Origin of the sequence: Streptomyces sp. OfavH-34-F (assembly GCF_022347745.1) — a bacterium.
In the GTDB taxonomy this organism is placed as follows: Bacteria; Actinomycetota; Actinomycetes; order Streptomycetales; family Streptomycetaceae; genus Streptomyces.
Map to the genome: position 1 here is coordinate 14,247 of NZ_JAKRGC010000033.1, position 19,109 is coordinate 33,355.

Here is a 19,109-nt window from a genome sequence, read left to right on the forward strand (position 1 = left end):
GCGGAAGCGGCGGCGGGGCGGGGCGCCGCGGTCCGGCGAAAGCGGCGGCGGTGCGGGGCGCCGCGGTCCGCACCCCGTCCCCGCGCGGCCTCGCCGACCCCGGCGCCCGTCACACCGCCGCGTCCTGGTCCGTCTCCGTCCGCGTGCCGGTCACCACGGTCGCGTACCGCTCCTCGCAGGAGGCCACCCGGGCGGCGAGCCCGCCGGCCGCGATGATTCGTGCCGCCCGTTCCGCCTGGCGTTCGCTGGTCTCGACGAGGAGGCTGCCGCCGGGGGCCAGCCAGTGCCGGGCCTCGGCGGCGACGCGGCGCAGCACGTCGAGCCCGTCGCCGCCGCCGTCGAGCGCGACGAGCGGTTCGTGGACGCGGGCCTCGGCGGGCAGCAGGGGGACGTCCTCGCTCGGTACGTACGGCACGTTGGCGAGCAGCACGTCCACGCGTCCGCGCAGGGCGGCGGGCAGCGGGGCGAAGAGGTCGCCCTGGTGGACGTGTCCGCGCTCGCCGATGTTGCGGCGGGCGCAGCGCACGGCGGCGGGTTCGACGTCGGCGGCGTGGAGTTCGACGCGTTCCAGGGCGGCGGCGAGGGCCGCTCCGAGGGCGCCGGAGCCGCAGCACAGGTCGACGACGAGGGCCGGGTCGTCGCGCGCGGGGTCCGGGGCGAGGGCGAGGGCTTGCTCGACCAGGAACTCGGTGCGGCGGCGGGGGACGAAGACGCCGGGGTCCACGGCGATCCGCAGCCCGTTGAACTCGGCCCAGCCCAGGACGTGTTCGAGGGGCTGTCCGGCGGCGCGCCGTTCGGCCATGGCGGCGACGTCGGCGGGGTGGCCGGCGGTGGCGGCGATGAGAGCGGCCTCGTCCTCGGCGAAGACGCAGCCGGCGGCGCGCAGGGTGGCGGTGAGGGACGAGAGGGCGGACGGTGACAGCGGGACCGGCATGGTGCGGAGCCTTTCGGAGAAACGCCGAGGGGTGCTCCGCGGCCGGGTCAGGTCCGGTCGGCCACGCGATCGCGGGAGGGGAGCACCCGGTGCGATACAGCGGTGATCGGTCCCACCTCCTTGGTCAGGTCCCCGTGCGGGGATGCGAAAGACTACCCCAGCCGCCGCTCAGCGCCGCCGGGGCCGGTAGTCGTTGCCGCCGTTGACGAAGCTGTTGTGCACGGCGTTCGACGAGTTCGCGGCGCGGATGTTGCGGATCTCCGCGCTGTGGTGCCGCTCGATCTCCTGGCCGTCGAAGTTGTCGGTGCTCCGCCGCTGGCGCAGGTTCACCCGCACGATCAGCAGAACGATCAGAGCCGAAAGCAACCCGAGCAGTCCGAGAACCGCGTACATGACGTCCCTCCCCCTGGTCACGCCCCGCGAGGGACACGTGATCGTCCGCCCATTGTCCGGTACCGGGCGGAGGCAGTCCAGCGACCGCTACCCGTCCGCGCCACGACATCGGCCACGCGTCCGTCCGCGAACAGCACACCGGCCCCGTCCTGAACGGCCCACCGGCCACGCCATTTCGGCGCCGGGCCGGCTACGCGTCGCCGGGGGTGACGATGCCGGTCGCTGCCGCGAGGGAGACGTACAGGAAGAGGAAGCCGACGGCGAGGACGAGGACGATGGCGAGCGCGCCGGGCAGGCGCTGCTTCCGCGACCGCAGGGCCAGGACGCGGCCGGGGTCGCGCGGGTCGTACAGTGCCTCGATGCTCCAGGTGTTCACGGAGGAGAACACGGTGCGGATCATGCCGGCCGGGTCCGTGAACGCGTACTCGCCGGACCGGCCGTGCAACCGGACGGCGGCGGTCCGGACGCCGTGCTTGCGCAGATACCGCTCTTCCACCGGCATGTAGAGAAGGAACGCGCCGAAGGCGAGAACGGGGATCGCCACGAGGCCGAGCGGCGTGACGATGGCCAGGTTGGCGGGGGTGCCCAGGAGTCCCACGAGCACGCTCACGCCGATGACCAGCACGACCCCGGCGTACGTGCCCAGCCGCATCCGGCGCAGCCACCTCCGGTAGCTCGGCTGGTACAGCCGCTCGCCGGAGACGAGCCCCGCCCCGTCGACCGGCTCCACGCCTTCGGGCCGCTCCGGCAGCGCCGCGTTCACCGCGTCGGCGAAGGCCACGGCCGCCCCGGCGTCGGCCACGTCCCGGACCCGGTGGACGAACGGCTTGTCCATGCCGGGCGAGGCGGTCAGCTCGATGGCGAGGTGGTCCGCCTCGACCCGCACCCGGTCGATGGCCGCCAGCGGAATGTGCGCCTGCTCGTGCGGACGGCGCACGGTCAGCCCACCGTCCTCCACGAGCACGACGGTGTCCGCGCCGGCGTGGAGAAGGGGTATGCGAGATGTGAGGGACATGTGCGTGATCGTATGCGCGAACACCACCCCGGGGGAGTCCTTCGTCCCGGCGTCCGACGCACCGTCACGCGGCCACGACGGCCTCGAAGATGTCGGCGTCGGTCTCCCGCTGCCACTGCGGCAACTCGTCCCAGTCCGCGACGTATCCGGGCTTCGGGTCCTCGAAGTGCTTGTACATCTGTGCCGTCCAGCACAGTGCCACGAACCGCCCCTTCTGCTCCCGCGAAAGCCGCGCCGCGTGCCCGCCGCTCACCTCGGCGAACTGCCGCACCTGCTCGTACACCGCCCCCGCCGCCTCCCGCTCCCACTGCGGGGTGTCGTCCCAGGGAGTGACGTACCCGGCCTTGGGCTCGCCGGGAAAGTGCCGCCGCACCCCGGCGATCCAGCTCTCCCGGAACAACCGCGCTCCCTCGCTCCGCGACATGACCACGCCTCTCCTCACCGTGTGCCGGGCACCCCGAACTCCTCGTGCGGGCTTCGGAGTCTACGGACGGCACCCCGGGCCCCGGTCCCATGCGCCGGCAGCGCACCCCGCCGAAGGACAATGGCCCGCATGGACCTTCTGTTGCATCTGAGGCGGACGCTCGATGAGTTGGACGCGCCCCGCTGGCCGGAGCCCTCGGCCGATGCCACGCACCTCGTGCGGAAGGTGCACGCGCTGCGGCGGGTGCCGCTGGGTGAGTTGGGGGCGGCGGATCTGCGGGTGCTCGTCTCGCAGCAGGTGGCGTTGGCGTACGTCGTTCCGCTCGCGGTGCGGCTGTTGGTGGAGGAGCCGCTGCTCGACGCGTACTACTACGGGGGCGATCTGCTGCTCGCGACCGTGAACGTGCCGGCGCGCGTGTGGGGCCTGTTCCCGGAGTTGGCGCGGGAGTTGCGGGACGCCGTGGCCCGGCTGCCGCAGGGGGCGTTCGCCGGGCTCCCCCGTGGGGCCACGGAGGAGATCGGCCGCTTCCTCGCCTCGGCTCAGCGGAACTCGTGAACGACCTGGATCTCGCCCACGATGTGCGCGTTGAAGTCGTCCAGCTCCTCCGCCGGAACCCATAGTTCCAGGATCGTGTGTCCGCCCGCCTGCTGGACCGGGTAGCGGCGCAGGAAGTCCGTCTCGACCTCGAAGCGGGTGACGAAACCGGCGCCGCTGTGCGGCACGTTCCAGTCGCGGGCGATGCGAATCGCGTAGTCCTCGTTGAGCACCGGGTAGAAGATCGGCTGCTCGGGAAGCCGGGGCGGCCAGGCACGCCAGCCCAGTTCGCGCACCAGAGCCAGTTCCTCGGGACCGGTCGGGCGCCAGAGGGTCGTCGTGGCTCGGCGGCTGTCCATGCAGCCGGACGATACCGGCCCCGCGAACCCGGCGGCCACGCCCTTTCATGTCTCGCTGCGGTCCGGCGCGGGCAGACAAGGGGGTGACGCACGCCGTTCCGGGAGGGGAAGTGCATGGGGACGTGGTGGGGGAACCTGCTCGGGGCCGCGCTGTTACTGGCCGCGCTCATGATCGTACGGACCACGGCGGTGGCGCTGCGGCGCGCCGACCGTGCCATGACCGCCGGCATCCGGCCGCCGCGGGCCCCGGACGAGCGTCTGGATCTGTACGAACTCGCCTATCTGCACGGGGGCGGCGAACGTGTCGTCCAGGTCGCCCTGCTGCGCATGTACGCGAACCGGCGTCTTGAGGCACGGCGGGTCTCGGAGCGGTCGGTCGCGCTGCGGCCCCTGGGCCGGGGCCCCCGGGACGAGTGGGAGAAGGTGGCGCTGGACCTGGCGGCCCGGGCGGCGGACGAGGAGGGGAACGTGCCCTGGCCTCTGCCGGCCCGGGACGGCGAGCCCGCGATACGGGCCCTGTGCGACCGGCTCGTCCTCGACGGGCTGCTGGGCGACGGGCGCCCCGCCGGCGTGCTCCGCCGGTCACCGGCCGCCCGGCGCAGACTGCGGGCCCGCAACCGTCACGACACCGTCGTGCGGTGGCTGCCCGCGGCTGTCGTGGCGGGTCTCGTCCTGGCGGTCCTCACAGGCTCGTACCTCCCGCTTCTGGGCCACCCGCCGCTGCTGTGGTGGGCCCACCGGGTGAAGTCCCGGGCCGAGAGGGCCGCCGCCCCCGTCTACGGCGTCACGGATGCCGGACAGGCGGCCATGGCGGCCGCGCAGCGCCCCGAGTGGATCCGCAAGGGAGAACCGGCCAGGCTGCGGAACGTCGCGGTCGACGGCACGAAGAACTTCTCGACCCGCCACCCGTTGCACGAGCCGCGCGAACCCCGCCGGAACGACCCGCCCCCCACCCCTCCGGAACCGCGCCCGCAGCCGGTGGTCTACGAGGGGCCGGGCCTGGGCGGGCTGTGACCAAGGCGTTCCCGGGTCTGCACACGGCTGCGGGCGGGGCGCTTCGTCCGAACCGGGCGCCCCGCCCGCACTGCGTTGTTCAAGCCGTTGATCTGCGGTTACAGCACCGGCAGGAGCGCCTTCAGTTCGAAGGCCGTGACCTCGCTGCGGTACTCCTCCCATTCCCGCTTCTTGTTGCGGAGGAAGAAGTCGAAGACGTGCTCGCCCAGGGTTTCCGCGACCAGTTCGCTCTTCTCCATCAGGGAGATCGCCTCGCCCAGGTTCTGCGGGAGCGGTTCGATGCCCATCGCGCGGCGCTCCGCGTCGGAGAGGGCCCAGACGTCGTCGTCGGCGCCGGCCGGGAGTTCGTAGCCCTCCTCGATGCCCTTGAGGCCGGCGGCGAGCAGGACCGCGTAGCACAGGTAGGGGTTGGCGCCGGAGTCGATGGAGCGGACCTCGACGCGGGCGGAGCCGGTCTTGCCGGGCTTGTACATGGGGACGCGGATCAGCGCGGAGCGGTTGTTGTGGCCCCAGCAGATGTACGAGGGGGCCTCGCCGCCGGCACCGGCGGCGCGGGAGGAGCCGCCCCAGATGCGCTTGTAGGAGTTGACCCACTGGTTGGTGACGGCGGAGATCTCCGCCGCGTGCCGCAGGAGGCCCGCGATGAAGGAGCGGCCCACCTTGGAGAGCTGGTACTCGGCGCCGGACTCGTAGAAGGCGTTGCGGTCGCCCTCGAAGAGGGAGAGGTGGGTGTGCATGCCGGAGCCGGGGTACTCCGAGAACGGCTTCGGCATGAACGTCGCCTGCACGCCCTGTTCCAGCGCGACCTGCTTCATGACCAGGCGGAAGGTCATGATGTTGTCGGCCGTCGAGAGCGCGTCCGCGTACCGCAGGTCGATCTCCTGCTGGCCGGGGGCGCCCTCGTGGTGGCTGAACTCGACGGAGATGCCCATGGATTCGAGCATGGTGATCGCCTGGCGGCGGAAGTCCATGCCGACGTTCTGCGGGGTGTGGTCGAAGTAGCCGGAGCTGTCGGCCGGGGTGGGCCGGGTGCCGTCGACCGGCTTGTCCTTCAGCAGGAAGAACTCGATCTCGGGGTGGGTGTAGAAGGTGAAGCCCAGGTCCGAGGTCTTCGCCAGGATGCGCTTGAGCACGAAGCGCGGGTCGGCGAAGGACGGTGAGCCGTCCGGCATCAGGATGTCGCAGAACATCCGGGCCGTGCCCGGTGCCTCCGCGCGCCACGGCAGGATCTGGAACGTCCCCGGATCGGGCTTGGCGATCATGTCCGACTCGTACACCCGCGCGAAGCCCTCGATCGCGGAGCCGTCGAACCCGATGCCCTCGTCGAACGCCTGCTCAAGTTCGGCGGGGGCCACGGCCACGGACTTCAGGTAACCGAGCACATCGGTGAACCACAGCCGTACGAACCGGATGTCACGCTCCTCAAGGGTCCTGAGGACGAATTCCTGCTGCTTGTCCATAGCCACAATCCTTGCAGTTCAGATGGTCCGGGCTCCACCTTCGCGGGCTGGGGAGGGACTCCAGTATCACGACCCCGGATTTCCCCCAGATTACGCACCCGACGTGACATGGAGCACTCGGCCACCCACTACGATCGGCGCGCGCCCCGTCTCCTCATCGCCCCGTCCCCGAAGGACTCACGACATGAGCTACGACCACGACCGCAGGACCCGCATAGAGCAGATGCGCAACGCCGACCGTGCGCGGGACCGCCGCGTCCGCGTCCTGGCCGTGAGCGTCGGCGCCGTCCTCGCCGCCGGCCTCGTCGCCTTCGGCTCGTACGCGCTCATCGACCGGGCCGACGACACGTCCGACCGCGTCGGAAGTCCGATGGGCGGCGACGGCAAGAACGGGGAGGCCTCCTCGACCCCCGGGGAGGAGAGCCCGGCCACCGGGCCGATCGCGGGCGAGAAGTCCTGGGACGAGAAGAAGCTGACCCGCAACCACGTCACCGACCCCGTCACGTACCCCATGAAGCCCCCGGTCGGCGGCGACCACAGCCCGGTCTGGATGAACTGCGACGGCGAGGTCTACAAGAAGGCCATCCCCGACATGAACGCCGTGCACGCCCTGGAGCACGGCTCGGTCTGGGTGACGTACAACGACAAGGCGCCCGACGCCGACGTGGCGAAGCTCGCCGAGCGGGTGTCGAGTACGCCGTACTCGCTGATGAGCCCCTACCCGGACCAGGCGGGCGCGATCATGCTGACCGCCTGGGGCAAGCAGGTCACCGTGGACGGCGCGGACGACCCGCGGGTGGCGCAGTTCTTCTCCCGGTACGTGCAGGGGCCGCAGACGCCCGAGCGGGGCGCCGCCTGCACGGGCGGCCTCGACGGCTCGTAAGGGCTCCGGGATATTCCCGCGTACCGGAGAACCACCCGTATGGCCGATAGCGGTCGCGTCCCCCGAACGGGCCCATGACGATGGGTGCGCTCGGGGTTGTACGTCCGGCTGTCCCTCGGTACGCAGGAGGAATCCCCCATGACCACCGCCAAGGACATCATGCACACCGGCGCCACCTGGATTCCGGCGCACGAGACCCTCGACCGCGCCGCCCAGATGATGCGCGACCACCACGTGGGCGCCCTGCCCATCTCGGCCAGCGGTGAGCAGGACCGGATGATCGGCATCCTCACGGACCGGGACATCGTCGTGGGCTGCGTGGCCGAGGGCCGCGACCCGTCCCGGGTGACCGCGGGCGAACTCGCCCAGGGCACCCCCCGCTGGATCGACGCGGACGCGGACGTGGAGGCGGTGCTCAGGGAGATGCAGCAGCACCAGATCCGCCGGCTCCCGGTCGTGGAGAACAAGAAGCTGGTCGGCATGATCAGCGAGGCGGACCTGGCCCGGCACCTGTCCGACGACCAAATCGCCGACTGGGCGGAGCAGGTGTACTCGCGCACCGCGCACCACTGAGTCCGCGCACCGCCGCGTCCCGTGCGCCGCGCACCGGTGAATCCGGCGCGGCGCCCCCGTTCCGCGCGGCCCGCCCGGGCATCGCGTCAGTCAGACGATTAGAGTGGGCCGCGTGCCTCAACTACGCCTCGCACTGAATCAGATCGACTCGACCGTCGGCGACCTCGCCGGCAACACCGAGGCGATCGTCCACTGGACCCGGCACTCCGCCGAACAGGGAGCCCACTTCGTGGCGTTCCCCGAGATGGTGCTGACCGGCTACCCCGTCGAGGACCTGGCCCTGCGGTCGTCCTTCGTCGAGGCCTCGCGGCAGGCGCTGCGCGCGCTCGCCGCCCGGCTCGAAGCGGAGGGCCTCGGGGAGGTCCCCGTCCTCGTCGGCTACCTCGACCGCTCGGAGTTCGCGGCGGAGCGCTACGGCCAGCCCGCCGGGTCGCCGCGCAACGCCGCCGCGGTGCTGCACCGCGGCGGGATCGCCCTGAACTTCGCCAAGCACCATCTGCCGAACTACGGGGTCTTCGACGAGTTCCGGTACTTCGTGCCGGGCGACTCGATGCCCGTCGTCCGGGTGCACGGCATCGACGTGGCGCTCGCGATCTGCGAGGACCTCTGGCAGGACGGCGGCCGCGTCCCGGGCGCGCGCGCCGCCGGGGCCGGGCTGCTGCTGTCGGTCAACGCCTCGCCGTACGAGCGCGACAAGGACGACACCCGGCTCGAACTGGTCCGCAAGCGGGCCCGTGAGGCCGGCTGCACGACCGCCTACCTCGCGATGATCGGCGGCCAGGACGAGCTGGTCTTCGACGGCGACTCGATCGTCGTGGACCGGGAGGGCGAGGTCATCGCGCGCGCCCCGCAGTTCGCCGAGGGCAGCGTGATCCTCGACCTGGAGCTGCCGGCCGCCGCCGCCGAGCCGCCGTCCGGCGTGGTCACCGACGGGCTGCGCATCGACCACGTGGTCCTCTCCGAGGAGCCGCTGCCGACGTACGAGGCGGAGCTGGCCGGCGGGTACGCGGACCGGCTGGACGACGACGAGGAGCTGTACACGGCCCTCGTGGTGGGCCTGCGGGCCTACGCCGCGAAGAACGGCTTCACCAGCGTGCTCATCGGGCTCTCCGGGGGCATCGACTCGGCGCTGGTCGCCGCGATCGCCTGCGACGCGCTGGGCGCGGGGCAGGTGTACGGGGTGTCGATGCCGTCCAAGTACTCCTCGGACCACTCCAAGGGCGACGCGGCCGAGCTGGCCCGGCGCACCGGCCTCAACTTCCGCACCGTGCCGATCGAGCCGATGTTCGACGCGTACATGGGGTCGCTGGGGCTGACCGGGCTCGCGGAGGAGAACCTGCAGTCGCGGCTGCGCGGCACGATGCTGATGGCCATCTCCAACCAGGAGGGCCAGATCGTGCTGGCTCCGGGCAACAAGTCGGAGCTGGCCGTCGGCTACTCGACGCTGTACGGGGACTCGGTCGGCGCGTACGGGCCGATCAAGGACGTGTACAAGACGTCGGTGTTCCGGCTGGCGAAGTGGCGCAACCGGGCCGCCGAGGAGCGGGGGCAGACGCCGCCGATCCCGGAGGCGTCCATCACCAAGCCGCCGAGCGCCGAGCTGCGGCCGGGCCAGGTGGACACGGACTCGCTGCCGGACTACGACGTGCTCGACCGCATCCTGGAGCTGTACGTGGACCGCGACCAGGGCATGGAGGCCATCGTGGCCGCCGGGTTCGACCGGGCGCTGGTGGCGAAGACGCTGCGGATGGTGGACGCGGCGGAGTACAAGCGGCGGCAGTACCCGCCGGGGACGAAGATCTCGCCGAAGGGGTTCGGCAAGGACCGCCGGCTGCCGATCACCAACCGGTGGCGCGAGAACGGCTGACGCCGGATGGGCAAGCCCGTGGGGCCCGGGGAGTCGTCCCCGGGCCCCACGGGCTTCTGCGTACCGCGGTCAGAGCTTGACGCGGGCGGCGATCGGAAGGTGGTCGCTGCCGGTGGCCGGGAGGGTCCAGGAGGACATCGGCTCGACGCCCTTGACGAGGATCTGGTCGATCCGGGCCATCGGGAACGAGGCCGGCCAGCTGAACCCGAAGCCGTCGCCCGCCGCGCCCTGGGTGGACCGCATCTGGGCGGTGACCGCGTTGAGCGAGCGGTCGTTCATCGTCCCGTTGAGGTCGCCGAGGAGGGCGACGCGGGACAGCGGCTCGTGCGCGATGGCCTTGCCGAGGGCGTCGGCGCTCTGGTCTCGCTGGTTGGCGGTGAACCCGGCGTGCAGCTTGACCCGTACGGAGGGCAGGTGCGCCACGTACACGGCGAGCGGGCCCTCGGGCGTGGCGACGGTGGTGCGCATGGCCCGGACCCAGCCCATCCTCAGGTCCACCGGGCGGGTGTCGCTGAGCGGGTACTTGCTCCACAGGCCGACCGTGCCCTGCACGGAGTGGTAGCGGAAGCGGCCGGCGAGCGCCTTCTCGTACGCCGCGACCTTGCCGGCGGGCAGTTCCTGGAGGGCGACGACGTCCGCGCCGGAGCCCGCGACCTGGTCGGCGGTGGCCGCCGGGTCCGGGTTGTCGGCGTTGACGTTGTGGGTGGCGACGGTGAGGTCGCCGCCGCTGCCGGACTTGTCGGTGAACAGGCCGCCGAACATGTTGAGCCAGACCACGACCGGCAGCAGCAGCGCCACCAGGGCGGTGCCCGAGCGGCGCACCAGGCCCAGCACCAGCAGCAGCGGGATGAGCAGCCCGAACCAGGGCAGGAACGTCTCGGTGAGGCTGCCCAGGTTGCCGATGCGGTTCGGCACCCGCGCGTGGAAGGCCATGACCAGGGTCAGCAGGACGGCCAGGCAGGCCAGGACGATGCCGCGCCGCCAGATGCCGGGGTCGCGGGTGAGTCTGTCGCGCAGGTCCCGGAAGCGGGAGCCGGTGCGCTGCGGCCCCAGGCCGTTCCCGGTGTCCGCCCTGTACGCCTGCACCATCGCGCTGTCCTCACTGCCTTGCCGTACACATCGCCGCGCCCCCGACCCTAGGGGATGCGCGAGGTCTTTCACGCCGCCCGGTGGGGCGGTTCTGCCACGAGGACGTGGCGGACGGCTCCGGTAGTTCCTGCGGGGCGGCGGATCACGGCGTCTGTGACGCAACGATCACATCTGTCCGGCTCCGGCGCGTCCGCCCGTGTCGTCCGGGCCCGGCCGGGTCCGCCGGGGCGCGAGGCCCTCGACGGCCAGGGCGATGATGCGGTCGGCGAGGTCGTCGGGCAGCGGCGCCTCGGGCCGGTGGATGGTGCGGACGAGCATGGGGCCGAGGAACAGGTCGTCCATCAGCTCCACGTCCGTGTCGTCGCGCAGCTCCCCCGCCTCCACGGCGCGCCGGACGGCGGCGACCATGGCGAGGCGGCGGGGGGCGATCACCGTGCTGTGGTAGGCGTTCCAGAGCTTGGGCAGGCTCTTCATCTGCGCGAACACGTTGTGCAGCAGGACCGAGGAGCGCTGGGCGAGGCCGCGTCTGCGCATCGATTCGAGCAGGACGCGCAGGTCGCCGAGGCCGCCGGTGCCGGAGACCTCGGGCTCCGGCGGCTCGATGGCGCGCAGCACGTCGACGAACAGTTCCTCCTTGCCGGCCCAGCGCCGGTAGATGGTGGACTTGCCGACCCCCGCGGTGCGGGCGATGCGCTCGATGGAGAGGGCGGCGAGCGGTTCACCGGCCTCGATCAGCTCGACGACGGCGTCCAGGATGGCCCGCTCGGCGGCGGCGCTGCGCGGCCGTCCCCGGCGGGGTTCGTGCTCCTGGCCGGGGTCCTGGCCGCGGTCCGGGCAGCCGGGAGCCCCGCCGGACCCCCCGTCGGCCTCATCCGCAGTCCGCTCGTCCGGTGCCTGAGCCTGCACGTGAACCACCTTTCGCCGCCCCTGATTCTCTCCGACCCGGGAGGGGGGCCCGGCGTCATCGCTCGGCGGCGGCCGGGGCCGGGTGCTCCTCCTCGTGTGCGGACGGCGGTGCGGCCGGTGGGCGGCCGGGCAGCCACAGGGCGACCACCAGCGTGCCGACGAGGGCGACCGCGGCCGAGCCGATGGCGGTGAGGTGCATGGCGTGCATGAAGGCGTCGTGCGCGGCGCCGACCAGCGGGGCGCCCTCGGGGCCCAGCTTCCCGGCGACGGCCAGGGTCGCCTCGATGGACTCCCCCGCCGCGTCGCGGGCCGCGGCGGGCAGGGTGCCGAGGTGGTCCTCGATGTCGCCCCGGTAGACGGCGGACAGCACCGAGCCCAGGACGGCGATACCGAGGGCGCCGCCGACCTGGCGGAAGGTGTTGTTGACGGCCGAGCCGGAGCCCGCCTTCTCGCGCGGCAGGGCCTGCATCACGGCCACGGTGACCGGCGGCATGACGTGTGCCATGCCGGTGCCCTGGACGAAGAAGACGAGGCACATCAGCCAGACGGGCGTGTCGGCGTCGAAGAGGGCGAAGGCGGCGAGCCCGACGGCGACGGCGAGCATGCCGGCGGTGCAGACGGCGCGGGCGCCGAAGCGGGCGACGACGATCCTGGCGCGGGGCGCGAAGGCCATCTGCGCGATGGCCAGCGGCAGGATCAGCAGCCCGGACTCCAGAGCGCTCCAGCCGCGCACGCTCTGCATGTAGAAGGCGGAGAAGAAGGTGACGCCCATCAGCGCGAAGAAGACAAGCGCGATGGCGGCGACGGCGGCGGAGAAGGCGGGCTTCCTGAAGTACGCGATGTCGATGGCCGGGCTGGCGCTGCGCTTCTCGTGGAGGACGAAGAGCACCAGGACGGCGAGGCCGCCGGCGATCGGGAGGAGGACGGAGGGGGCCGTGAAGTCGGCGAGTTCGCCGCCCCGGATGATCCCGTACACGAGCAGCACGAGGCCGATGATGGAGAGGACCACGCCGAGCGGGTCGAGCTTGCCGGGGCGGGGGTCCTTCGAGTCGGGCACGAGCAGCACCATGGCGACCAGCGCGATGATCACGACGGGCACGTTGACGAGGAAGATCGAGCCCCACCAGAAGTGTTCGAGGAGCAGACCGCCGGTGATCGGGCCGATCGCGATGCCGAGGCCGACGCTGCCGGCCCAGATGCCGATGGCCTTGGGCTGCTCGTCGCGCTCGAAGACGTTCATCAGGACGGCCAGCGTGGCCGGCATGACGAAGGCGGCGCCGAAGCCCATCAGGGCGCGCCAGGTGATGAGCTGGCCGGGCGAGTCGGACATGGCGGCGAGCGCGGAGCCGAGGCCGAAGAGGGTGATGCCGAAGAGCAGGACCTTCTTGCGTCCCAGCCGGTCGCCGAGCAGGCCCGCGGTGAACAGGAGGCCGGCGAAGACGAGCGTGTAGGAGTTGATCGCCCACTCCAGCTCGCTCTGGGTGGCGCCGATGCCGGTGGGCGCGGGGGAGGCGATCGTCTTGACGGCGACGTTCAGGATCGAGTTGTCCAGCACCACGATGAGCAGGCTGAACATCAGGACGACGAGGATCGCCCAGCGGCGGCGGTGGACCGCCTCCGGTATCCGGGACACGGCGGGAGCGCCGGAGGGTGTGGACATGGGGAGCAGCCTAACGGCATTCCGATACGGGACCGTCTCGTATTGTAAAGTCTTTACCGAGGGCCGACGGGTGCCGCCCACTTCCCGCGACCGGCTCCGGGATGCCACCATGGAAGCGGTCCGGGGACGCCGTCAGGGCGCCTCGAGATGACGAAGGAGCCACCTGCCATGTCGCTTCCGGCTGCGCAGAACCAGTCCGCGACCCCCGCGAGCACCCCGTCCGACGGCGGAAAGACGCTGTACGGGGGCAAGAGCAACCGCCGGGTCACCGTCCACGACATCGCCGCCGCCACCGCGCGGGGCGAGAAGTGGCCCATGCTCACCGCCTACGACGCGATGACCGCGTCCGTCTTCGACGAGGCCGGCATCCCGGTCATGCTCGTCGGCGACTCGATGGGCAACTGTCACCTCGGCTACGAGACCACCGTGCCGGTCACCATGGACGAGATGGCGGTGCTGTCCGCCGCCGTCGTCCGGGGCACCAAGCGCGCCCTGATCGTCGCCGACCTGCCCTTCGGGGCGTACCAGGAGGGCCCCGTCCAGGCCCTGCGCAACGCCACCCGGCTGATCAAGGAGTCCGGCGTCGGCGCCGTGAAGCTGGAGGGCGGCGAGCGCAGCCACGAGCAGATCAGGCTGCTGGTGGAGGCCGGCATCCCGGTCATGGCCCACATCGGCCTCACCCCGCAGTCCGTCAACGCGATGGGCTACCGGGTCCAGGGCCGGGGCGAGGAGGCCGCCCAGCAGATGCTGCGCGACGCCAAGGCCGTACAGGACGCGGGCGCGTTCGCCGTCGTCCTGGAACTCGTACCGGCCGAGCTGGCCGCCGAGGTCACCCGCACCCTGCACATTCCCACCATCGGGATCGGCGCCGGACCCGACACCGACGCGCAGGTGCTGGTCTACACCGACATGGTCGGGCTGACCGGCGGCAAGGTGCCGCGCTTCACCAAGCAGTACGCCGACCTGCGGCAGATCCTCGGCGACGCCGCCAAGGCGTACGCGGAAGAGGTCGTCGGCGGCACGTTCCCGGCCCCGGAGCACACCTTCCACTGACCGCCCCCGGCAACGACGACGGCCCGCCGGCTCCCCCACCGGCGGGCCGTCGGCCGTTCCCGGCGGCTGTGGGCGGGATGTCGGCCCGCTGTCGGCGGACTGTCGGTGGCGGCTGGTCCACTGGTTCCCATGACGCGAAACGACAAGAGCCCCAGGACCGGGGGAACCGGCGGGAACGCCGTCGAGGTACGGGGACTGGTCAAGCACTACGGCGAGACCAAGGCCCTGGACGGTGTGGACCTGGACGTGCGCGAGGGCACCGTGCTCGGTGTGCTCGGCCCCAACGGCGCCGGCAAGACGACCCTCGTACGCTGCCTCTCCACGCTCATCACGCCCGACGCCGGTACGGCCGTCGTCGCCGGCTTCGACGTGGTGCGCCAGCCCCGCGCGCTGCGCCGCACCATCGGCCTGACCGGCCAGTACGCCTCGGTCGACGAGAAGCTCTCCGGCTGGGAGAACCTCTACATGATCGGGCGGCTGCTGGACCTGTCCCGCAAGAAGGCGCGGGCGCGGGCCGACGAGCTGCTGGAGCGGTTCTCGCTGACGGACGCGGCGCGCAAGGCCGCGATGGAGTACTCCGGCGGGATGCGCCGCCGGCTCGACCTGGCCGCCTCCATGATCGGCAGCCCGGCTGTCCTCTACCTGGACGAGCCGACGACGGGGCTCGACCCCCGCACCCGCAACGAGGTCTGGGACGAGGTGCAGCGCATGGTCGCGGAGGGGGCGACCGTGCTCCTCACCACCCAGTACATGGAAGAGGCCGAGCAGCTGGCCAACGAGCTGACCGTCATCGACAAGGGCCGGATCATCGCCCGCGGCGGGGTGGACGAGCTGAAGGCCAAGGTCGGCGGCCGCACCCTGCAGATCCGCCCCTCGGACCCGGCCGAACTGGCGCCGATGGCCCAGGCGCTGCGCGAGACCGGCCTCGACGGGGTCGCGGGCGCGCAGGCCGTCCCGGACGAGGGCCTGCTCTTCGTACCGATCCTCAGCGACGAACAGCTGACCGCCGTCATCGGGCTGCTCGGCGCCCGCGGCTTCTCGCTGGCCCATGTCGCCACCGCGCTGCCCAGCCTGGACGAGGTGTTCCTCGCCATCACCGGCGACAAGGCCACCGTCACCCACACGACTCCCGAGGAGGTCGCGGCATGAGCACCACGACCCTGACACCCGCCCCCGCCGGCACCCCCGTCTCCGCGCCGGCCGCGAAGCTCCACGACGAGGGCTCCATCGGACTGCGGAACAACCTGCGCCACATCGGGGCGCTGGTGCGGCGCAACCTGCTCCAGATCAGAAAAGATCCGGAGTCGATGTTCGACGCGCTGCTGATGCCCGTCATCTTCGTGCTGCTGTTCGTCTACGTCTTCGGCGGCTCGGTCGGCGGCAGCATGGGCGGAGGCCGGCAGGAGTACCTGAACTACCTGATCCCCGGCCTGATGGCGATGATGGGCATGAACATCGCCATGGCCGTCGGCAGCGGGGTGAACGACGACTTCCGCAAGGGGGTCATGGACCGCTTCCGCACGATGCCCATCGCCCGCTCCTCGGTGCTCGTCGCCAAGATCGTGGTCGAGCTGGGCCGGATGATGGTCGCGACGCTGATCCTGCTCGGCATGGGCTTCGCCCTCGGCATGGAGCTGCACGGCTCCGTGCTCGGCCTGATCGGGGCGATCGGCCTGTCGGCCGCGTTCGGCGCCGCGATCATGTGGATCTTCATCCTGCTCGGGCTGGCGATGAAGACGGCCCAGGCGGTCCAGGGCATGGGGATGCTGGTCATGATGCCGCTCCAGTTCGGCTCCTCGATCTTCGCCCCGCCCACCACGATGCCGGGCTGGCTCCAGTCGTTCACCGACTACAACCCGCTGTCGAACCTGGCCGACGCCGCCCGCGGCCTGATGATGGGCACCCCGCTCGGCAACTCGGTCTGGCTGACGCTCGGCTGGGCCGTCGTCATCACCGGTGCCGTGGCACCGCTGGCGGTCTCCCGGTTCCGCAAGAAGTCCTGAACCGCGGGCCGGGCGCCCGTCACGGGCCGACGAGGGCGGCCGCCTCCTCCACGGAGAGGCGGGCGCCCTCCGCGTACGCGGCCTCGTAGGCGGCGTCCCCCAGCCGGTCGCGCACCAGGGCCTCGGCGCGGGCGAAGTTCTGGCGCTCCATCGCGTTCAGGAAGTGGCCCCGCGGCAGGTTCTCGCGGCCGGCGCCGAGCAGCCGCGCCGCGACCCGGGAGCGCTCCTCGCCGCCGAGTCCGCCCAGGGCCCAGGCGAGGACCACGAGATTGATCACCGCCATCTGCGGCGCCACCATCTGCGTCAGCGGGTCGCGCAGCCCGCGCTGCGCCCGCCGGCCGTGCTCCAGCGCGCGGGCGTACTCGCCGTCCTGGTTGTCCAGCCAGGCCAGGCCGCCCAGGACGAATCCCTCGAAGACCGCCATCGTCTCGGAGGTGAACTCGTCGAGGAGCATCCCGAACTGCTCGCGCGCCTCGGCGGTCCGGCCCTCCCGGCCCAGCCACAGCGCCAGGAACAGCCGGGCCGCGGGCCGTGCCTCGTGCCCGGTGCGGCGCTCGTCGGCCAGCACCTCGCGCATGATCGCCTCGCCCTCCGCGCCCCGGCCCAGTTCGGTGAGCACGGAGGCGTAGCGGATGCGCAGCACGGAGACCTGGGCCAGGGCGCCCAGCTTCTCCGCCGAGCCGATCGCGGCCAGGTAGTCGTCGGCGGCGCGCGCGTAGTCGCCCTGCTTCTCGTTGGCCTCGCCTCGCGAGGACAGCGCCTCGGCCATGCCCCAGTCGTCGCCGAGCCGGCTGAAGATGGCCATGCTCTCGTCGGCGTCCGCATGGGCCTCGCCCGCCCAGTCGGGGCGGTTGGCCAGCACGTTGGCCCGCATCTGGAGCGCCGCGGCCAGCTCCCACTCGTAGCCGTACGCGCGGGCGCCGCGCACCGTCTCGTCCAGCAGATGGCGCAGGTCGGCGACGCCGCCGGTGAGCATCACGGCGAAGAACCACAGCGAGGCGGGGCTGCGGCAGGTCTGCGGCTGGCCGGCCCGGTAGGTGGCGACGATCGCCCGCAGCCGCTCCACGCCGACCTCGTTCCTCCACTGGTCCATGGCGTGGTCCATGTTGACCAGCTGGACCAGCGTCACCTGGCGCCGCGCCTCCTCCAGCAGCTCCTGCCGCATGGGCGGGGGCGCGTCGGTGCAGCGCTCGTGGAGGGACGGGGCGGGACGCACGGGCGGGGCGAACGGGTCGGGGCCGAGGGAGGCGGCCGCGTCGGCCCAGTGCAGGGCGTCGGCGCGCAGGTCGCGGATCTGCCAGTACCAGGACAGCGACAGCACCATGCACAGCGCCTCCTGCTCGTCGCGGGCGGCGACGGCGTGGCGCAGGGCGGTGCGCAGGTTCTCGTACTCGCGCTGGAGCAGCCGCACGGCGGCGAGCTGTCCGGAGCCGCGCAGCAGCGGGTCGGTGGTCCGGGCCAGCTCGCGGAAGAACACCAGGTGGCGGCGTTCCACCGCGTCCCGCTCCCCCGCTTCCTCCAGCCGCTCCGCCGCGTACTCGCCGACGGTCTCCAGGAGCCGGTAGCGCATCCGGCCGTCGTCCGCCGGGGCGGCCACGACGAGCGACTTGTCCACCAGGGAGCCCAGCAGGCGGGCGACGTCGCCGGACCGGTCCGCGCGGTCGGCGCAGACGGCCTCGGCGGCCTCCAGGGTGCAGCCGCCGGCGAAGACGGACAGCCTGCGCAGGGTGGCGCGTTCGTCGTCGTCCAGGAGTTCCCAGGACCAGTCGACCACCGCGCGCAGGGTCTGCTGACGGGGCAGCACGGTCCGGCTGCCGCTGGTGAGCAGGCGGAAGCGGTCGTCGAGGCGGTCCGCGATCTGCTGCGGGGTGAGCATCCGCAGCCGGGCGGCGGCGAGTTCGATGGCGAGCGGCAGGCCGTCCAGGCGGCGGCAGATCTCGGCGGCGGCCGCCGCCGTCGCCGCGTCCTCGTCCACCCGGAAGCCGGGCCGGGCGGCGGCGCCGCGCTCGGCGAGCAGCCGCAGGGCGGTCGGGTCCGGCAGCGGATCGACCGGCCGCAGCGTCTCGCCCGGCACGCCGAGGGGTTCCCGGCTGGTCGCGAGGACGGTGAGCCGGGGGCAGCGGGCCAGCAGGTGGTCGGCGAGGGCGGCGGCGGCCTCGATGACGTGCTCGCAATTGTCCAGCAGGAGCAGCATGCGGCGGTGCGCGCAGTACTCGGTGAGCCGGGCCAGCGACTCGCCGGCGGCGCGCTCGTCGCCCGAGGCCCGCTCGGCCGCCCGGAACTCCCCCGCCCCGGCCCCGCTGAGCACCGTCTCGCGGGCGCCGAGCGCGGCGAGCACCGCTTCCGGGACGGCCTCCGGGTCGTCCACGGGGGCCAGTTCGGCGAGCCAGACGCCGTCCGGCCAGGTGGCGGGGTCGACGGTGTCGGCGACCTCCTGGGAGAGCCGGGTCTTGCCGGCTCCGCCGGGTCCGAGGAGGGTGACGAGCCGGGCGCGGGAGAGGTCGCCGCGCAGTTCCGCCATCTCGCGTTCCCGGCCGACGAAGCTGGTGAGCCGGGCGCGGAGGTTGCCCGGGGGTGCGGGGGCGGCGGCCGGTTCGGGCGGCTGCGCGGGCGGGTGCGCGGGCGGCTGCCGCAGCAGTTCGGCGTACAGGGTGGTCAGTTCGGGGCCCGGGTCGGTGCCGAGGCGGTCGGCGATCAGGGTGCGCACCTCGTCGTAGGCGGCCAGGGCCTGGGCGGTGCGCCCGGCGTCGCGCAGGGCGCGCAGGCGCAGCGCCTGGAGGGGTTCGTCCAGGGGGTGCTCGTCGCAGAGCGCGGCCAGTTCCGGCAGCACCTCGGGGGCCCGGCCGAGACGGAGGGCGGCGGTGAGGCGGTCCCGGCGGGCGTCGAGCCGGCGGGCGGTCCAGCGGGTGGCGGCGGCGTGCCGGTCGGGGAGGTCGGCGAGG

Annotated in this window: 18 protein-coding genes; 8 read left to right on the plus strand and 10 right to left on the minus strand. The window is 72.6% G+C overall.

The annotated features are described in order from the left end of the window. Positions 1–109: 109 nt before the first annotated feature. From MHW47_RS08495 to MHW47_RS08510, 4 genes are all read right to left on the minus strand, one after another. Positions 110–934, minus strand: a complete 825-nt coding sequence (locus MHW47_RS08495) for a putative protein N(5)-glutamine methyltransferase (RefSeq protein WP_239222020.1) — start codon at positions 932–934, stop codon at positions 110–112. Positions 935–1,102: 168 nt separating this feature from the next. Then, positions 1,103–1,327: a hypothetical protein gene (locus MHW47_RS08500; protein WP_239222021.1), complete on the minus strand. Its 225-nt coding sequence runs from the start codon at positions 1,325–1,327 to the stop codon at positions 1,103–1,105. A 190-nt stretch (positions 1,328–1,517) separates the two neighbouring features. Further along, complete coding sequence (locus MHW47_RS08505) at positions 1,518–2,342, minus strand: hypothetical protein (protein ID WP_239222022.1); 825 nt, start codon at positions 2,340–2,342, stop codon at positions 1,518–1,520. Between the two features lie 64 nt (positions 2,343–2,406). Beyond that, positions 2,407–2,766: a hypothetical protein gene (locus MHW47_RS08510; protein ID WP_239222023.1), complete on the minus strand. Its 360-nt coding sequence runs from the start codon at positions 2,764–2,766 to the stop codon at positions 2,407–2,409. Positions 2,767–2,895: 129 nt separating this feature from the next. Between MHW47_RS08510 and MHW47_RS08515 the strand changes: the two genes are divergently transcribed. Then, positions 2,896–3,321: a contact-dependent growth inhibition system immunity protein gene (locus tag MHW47_RS08515; RefSeq protein WP_239222024.1), complete on the plus strand. Its 426-nt coding sequence runs from the start codon at positions 2,896–2,898 to the stop codon at positions 3,319–3,321. On the opposite strand, the gene MHW47_RS08520 is transcribed toward MHW47_RS08515, so the two are convergent. Beyond that, on the minus strand, positions 3,306–3,659 hold the full coding sequence (locus tag MHW47_RS08520) for a hypothetical protein (RefSeq protein ID WP_239222025.1): 354 nt from the start codon (positions 3,657–3,659) through the stop codon (positions 3,306–3,308). The genes MHW47_RS08515 and MHW47_RS08520 overlap by 16 nt on opposite strands. 114 nt (positions 3,660–3,773) lie before the next feature. Between MHW47_RS08520 and MHW47_RS08525 the strand changes: the two genes are divergently transcribed. Next, positions 3,774–4,673, plus strand: coding sequence for a hypothetical protein (locus MHW47_RS08525; protein ID WP_239222026.1), 900 nt, complete (start codon positions 3,774–3,776; stop codon positions 4,671–4,673). 98 nt (positions 4,674–4,771) lie between these two features. On the opposite strand, the gene glnA is transcribed toward MHW47_RS08525, so the two are convergent. Continuing rightward, positions 4,772–6,133, minus strand: coding sequence for a type I glutamate--ammonia ligase (gene glnA / locus MHW47_RS08530; protein ID WP_111332293.1), 1,362 nt, complete (start codon positions 6,131–6,133; stop codon positions 4,772–4,774). A 184-nt stretch (positions 6,134–6,317) separates the two neighbouring features. Between glnA and MHW47_RS08535 the strand changes: the two genes are divergently transcribed. The 3 genes from MHW47_RS08535 (at position 6,318) to MHW47_RS08545 (ending at position 9,456) form a co-directional block, all read left to right on the plus strand. Continuing rightward, positions 6,318–7,016, plus strand: a complete 699-nt coding sequence (locus MHW47_RS08535; protein ID WP_239222027.1) for a DUF3105 domain-containing protein — start codon at positions 6,318–6,320, stop codon at positions 7,014–7,016. A gap of 138 nt (positions 7,017–7,154) precedes the next feature. Further along, positions 7,155–7,589 carry a CBS domain-containing protein gene (locus MHW47_RS08540; protein WP_239222028.1) on the plus strand — a complete coding sequence of 145 codons (435 nt, stop codon included), beginning with the start codon at positions 7,155–7,157 and terminating at the stop codon, positions 7,587–7,589. A gap of 112 nt (positions 7,590–7,701) precedes the next feature. Continuing rightward, complete coding sequence (locus MHW47_RS08545) at positions 7,702–9,456, plus strand: NAD+ synthase (protein WP_239222029.1); 1,755 nt, start codon at positions 7,702–7,704, stop codon at positions 9,454–9,456. Between the two features lie 69 nt (positions 9,457–9,525). Here the strand turns inward: MHW47_RS08545 and MHW47_RS08550 are convergent, their stop codons facing one another. The 3 genes from MHW47_RS08550 to MHW47_RS08560 all read right to left on the minus strand — a co-directional run bounded on the left by MHW47_RS08550 (position 9,526) and on the right by MHW47_RS08560 (position 13,111). Next, entirely contained in the window at positions 9,526–10,545 is a 1,020-nt protein-coding gene (locus MHW47_RS08550) for an endonuclease/exonuclease/phosphatase family protein (RefSeq protein WP_239222030.1), read from the minus strand. Positions 10,546–10,710: 165 nt separating this feature from the next. After that, complete coding sequence (locus tag MHW47_RS08555) at positions 10,711–11,451, minus strand: TetR/AcrR family transcriptional regulator (RefSeq protein WP_239222031.1); 741 nt, start codon at positions 11,449–11,451, stop codon at positions 10,711–10,713. A 55-nt stretch (positions 11,452–11,506) separates the two neighbouring features. Further along, on the minus strand, positions 11,507–13,111 hold the full coding sequence (locus MHW47_RS08560; RefSeq protein WP_239222032.1) for an MFS transporter: 1,605 nt from the start codon (positions 13,109–13,111) through the stop codon (positions 11,507–11,509). A gap of 168 nt (positions 13,112–13,279) precedes the next feature. On the opposite strand from MHW47_RS08560, the gene panB reads away from it, so the two are divergent. The 3 genes from panB to MHW47_RS08575 all read left to right on the plus strand — a co-directional run bounded on the left by panB (position 13,280) and on the right by MHW47_RS08575 (position 16,167). After that, a complete protein-coding gene (panB, locus tag MHW47_RS08565) occupies positions 13,280–14,164 on the plus strand; it encodes a 3-methyl-2-oxobutanoate hydroxymethyltransferase (RefSeq protein ID WP_239222033.1) in 885 nt (294 codons plus the stop codon). 129 nt (positions 14,165–14,293) lie between these two features. Then, positions 14,294–15,313, plus strand: coding sequence for an ATP-binding cassette domain-containing protein (locus MHW47_RS08570; protein WP_239222034.1), 1,020 nt, complete (start codon positions 14,294–14,296; stop codon positions 15,311–15,313). Then, positions 15,310–16,167, plus strand: a complete 858-nt coding sequence (locus tag MHW47_RS08575; protein ID WP_239222035.1) for an ABC transporter permease — start codon at positions 15,310–15,312, stop codon at positions 16,165–16,167. Before MHW47_RS08570 ends, MHW47_RS08575 begins: the two co-directional genes overlap by 4 nt. A gap of 19 nt (positions 16,168–16,186) precedes the next feature. Here MHW47_RS08575 and MHW47_RS08580 read toward each other — a convergent pair. Further along, positions 16,187–19,109: BTAD domain-containing putative transcriptional regulator (locus MHW47_RS08580; protein ID WP_239222036.1), on the minus strand; the 2,923-nt coding region annotated here is incomplete at its 5' end.